This window comes from Caldisericum sp. (assembly GCA_022759145.1).
GTDB lineage: Bacteria > Caldisericota > Caldisericia > Caldisericales > Caldisericaceae > Caldisericum.
This window is the reverse complement of sequence record JAEMPV010000044.1, coordinates 1-3746: the sequence shown is the minus strand read 5'-3', so window position 1 is coordinate 3746 and position 3746 is coordinate 1. Positions and strand designations below refer to the sequence as shown.

At 37.3% G+C, this 3746-nt stretch carries 2 protein-coding genes; both read left to right on the top strand.

Going from position 1 to position 3746, the window contains the following annotated elements:
- The first annotated feature begins 443 nt into the window (after positions 1-443).
- Positions 444-1073: a hypothetical protein gene (locus tag JHC30_02820; protein ID MCI4463087.1), complete on the top strand. Its 630-nt coding sequence runs from the start codon at positions 444-446 to the stop codon at positions 1071-1073.
- 305 nt (positions 1074-1378) lie between these two features.
- Positions 1379-3746 (top strand): SAM-dependent DNA methyltransferase (locus JHC30_02815; GenBank protein ID MCI4463086.1); only part of this gene is annotated, 2368 nt, incomplete at its 3' end.

The following is a 3746-nucleotide window of genomic DNA, read 5'->3' as shown; positions in this document are numbered from 1 at the left end:
ATCCGTAGATGTAACATTTGTCCTTTATCATTACTTTGACACCTTAATTATTCAAGTTAAATATTACAAGAATAATTTTCTGAGCTAACACTGAAAGTTATTTTGATATATTGTTGCTAAGAATATTTTAGCTCGATAATTATCCCTTATCTATAATATAACGCCTTTAGCATAATCCATAGATCTCATTCCATATTCTAAAGCTTTTCTAATTCCTGATATTGTTCAGGAGTTTTGCTTTCTATAAAAGCTTACATGGTGAACGATAGCATTAAGCCTATAACGAAAGATTATAAAAAGCGAGCTATAGCGCGCGCTAAGCAACGAATACTCTTTCTGATCTTTCTAGAACCTAACAAGATGGTGAACGTCCTTTTTACCGCCTTTTAAGCTACCCGCAAAATCACACTTGAGAACTAAAGAAATCCAAAAGAGGCTAGAAAATGGAAAACAAACAAGGAAACAGCTACACAGAATGGTTCACAGTCATAAAGGTTCCAATACTAAAGATAACCATAGGAGACCAACTATTCTTCTTTTCCCCCACCCGCAGAATCAGCACTCCAGGCGAGCTACTCGCAGTACTCAAAGAAGATACATGGAGAATTATAGATTCGGAAAAACCCTACCAAGCCAAATTTTACGAGACAGCCCGGCTATTCGACTACCTTAGCGGTCAAGAAGTCCCAATAAGCGTAGCAGTTTTAACAGCAGAAGCCGGCTGGAAACAGCGCAGAGAAAAAGCTAGACAAATACCCATCAAATTCCATGTAACACTCCACGACAAAATATGGAACAAAGAAAAAGAAATAACAAGCCAAGGCCTCATGGAGACCTACAGCGTCAAAGCGGAGTTACGCGTTGCCCCCTTACGGGGTGCCTCAGAATACCGAGAAGAAATAATAATTCAAGGCAAAAAGTTTACAAGGCTACAGGGATCCTTGACAACATATTATACGCCATTCATGCCTGAAAACGCCAACCTTTTGTGGGAACTCCTACAACAAGCCGCAGGGAATAGTTCTGTTCCCCGCATGAAGCATCATAGGTATAAGAAAACCTTATCGAGCTAAACGGATATAACATTTTTTCTTTTTCGTTGAAACGTAATATTGTGTGCGTGCTCTCATTGTTTGACCAATGACAAGCGTTGTAAATCTTAGATGATTGTTTGTTAGTATGTGCGCTAGTGTGCTTTTTACGATAATGTTACATCGAATTTTTCTCCATTGAAAATGCATCGTCTTCTTGAGCGAAATGTTGATTAAGCAATGTGTAGCCATAGAACATGCCCATCCATCCTAGAGGGGGGTACTATCGAAGTTGGAGGTAGTTTGGAGAAGGGAGCATTCGCTATTTTATTATAAGGTGAATACTTATGAGCGTTAAGGTGGGTGAGCGTTGGGCTCAAGGTCTAATTCTCCAATGGATTAATCAAGTTATAAAAGAGCATGGTCTCTCGTTTAAGAGGGCTGATCAAGAAATACAAATTAAAACAGTCGCTGGTGAAATTGAGTATCCTGACATAGTTATCTGGGACAGTACTGGAGAAAAGGTTGCTTGCCTCATAGAACTCAAAACTCCTATGACTAGCGTATATGATGAAGAGCTAGTTGAAGATGCGCTAAGGAAATCAACTGATGCAGGGATTCCATTTTTTGTCACTTGGAATATAAATAAGCTAGTTCTATGGGAAACTTTTCAACCTGGAACAACTTTACTTGAAAGAAGATTACTGCACGTAGATGTTTTAGAAATTAAGGATCTTAGAGAATTAAGTAAACCCGAGGTTGAGAAAACTGTAAAATCTTTTCTGGAGAAGTTCCTACGAACTCTACAAGCGTATTATGAAGAGAAAATATCAAAACCACCTGGAATATACGTTTTACCAAAGCTTCCCCCCGATGAGATTTTGATTCGCTATCTTCAAGCAGCTGTCGACTCTCTTTATATTCCCGTTTCTAACATCATAATTAGAAAGAAGGAGAAAGATGCCAACTTTTATAGAAAGCTGGTTGAATGGTTTGTCAGGCAAGGCTGGTTATTCGAGGACAGTGAAGATGATTATAATAGGGTTGCGAGGCAAGCGGTCTATCTTCTCATTAACAAGATTCTCTTCTACAATATTTTGAAAGAGAAGTTTGGCTTAAAAGAAATCGATGTTAGAAATGTCTCTACAGGTGCGGATCTAAAGAAACGATTACAAGAATATTTCAATTTTGCTATAGCTATTAATCCTCGTTACGGTATAATTTTTGCGGCAGACTTTTTAGAAACAATTCCTATTCCAGATGAAATTGTAGAGGGGCTTAAACAGCTTATAGCAGAGCTTAACAAGTACGACTTTTCAAAAATAGGATACGATATAGTTGGAAAGATCTTCGAAAAACTAATTCCAGAAACTGAGAGGCATAAACTAGGGCAATACTTTACTTCTACAGATATTGTCGATTTAATTCTAGGATTTACCGTGAAGCATCCCGATGATAAAGTGCTAGACCCTGCATGCGGATCCGGAACATTTCTAGTCAGAGCATACCAAAGGAAAAGATTTTTGGCCCAAAAATTATCTAAAGAGGGAAAATATCCAAAGCCGTATAAAACACATGAAGAATTGGTTAAAGAAATTTGGGGCATCGATGTTGCTAAGTTCCCAGCTCATTTAGCTTTAATCAACATAGTTAGAGAGAATATAGGAGCTATTGAAACTATTCCCAATATAGCTTGTAAAGATTTCTTTGAGATTTCGCCTGGCAAGAAATCTTTACTATATGAGCTTGCTTTTCCAGTAGAAGTGAAGAAAGAAGAAATTCAAACAGAATTTCCAACAGATTTCAATGCTGTAGTGACTAACCCCCCTTACACAAGACAGGAGGAAATGGAGGATGTTTTTCTCGGAGGGTATAAAGATAGGCTTCGAGAATTAGTTAAAAATACTAGTGGAATCAACATCAGCAAAAGATCTAGCATCTACGCATACTTCTTCTTGCATGGGGCTAACTTCTTAGCTAAAAACGGAAGAATGGGCTTAATAACTTCCAATTCGTGGCTTGATGTAGATTTTGGAAAACACCTCCAAGAATTCTTCTTGAAAAACTTCAAGGTTATAGCGGTTATAGAATCTAAGGTTGAAAGGTGGTTTGAAGACGCCGATATTAATACAGCTATAACAATTCTTGAAAAATGTGACGATAAAAAAGCGAGAGATTCTAATCTAGTAAAGTTTGTTTATCTTAAGAGAAGGCTGAGAGAAATCATACCGATTGGAGAGAATGAAGAGGAAAGATGGAATAATGTAGAGAGATTTGTGAATTTTGTAGAGAACTGCGATAAAGATGAGAAGATAAGAAGCCAAATGAAAAAAATAGACTTTCTTGGTAAAACTCTTTGGATTTATGAAGACGAAAATTTCAGGATTACAATGATGAGTCAAGCAGACCTATGGGCTGAGGGATGGAACGAGGAAGAAAACAAATATGATGGATCAAAGTGGGGCAAATACATAAGGGCACCAGAAATATTCTTTAAGATTCTAGAGAAAGGTAAAGATCTATTCGTTCCTTTAAAGAAGATCGCAACGGTAAGAAGAGGGTTTACAACAGGTGCTAATGAATTCTTCTACTTAACCCAAGAGAGAATTAACAAATTAGGGATTGAAAGGGAATTCTGGATGCACCCAGTAAAATACGATGAATGGCTTAAGATTAAAGATTTTATACCCTCAGAAGACATTTGGATTGATAAAA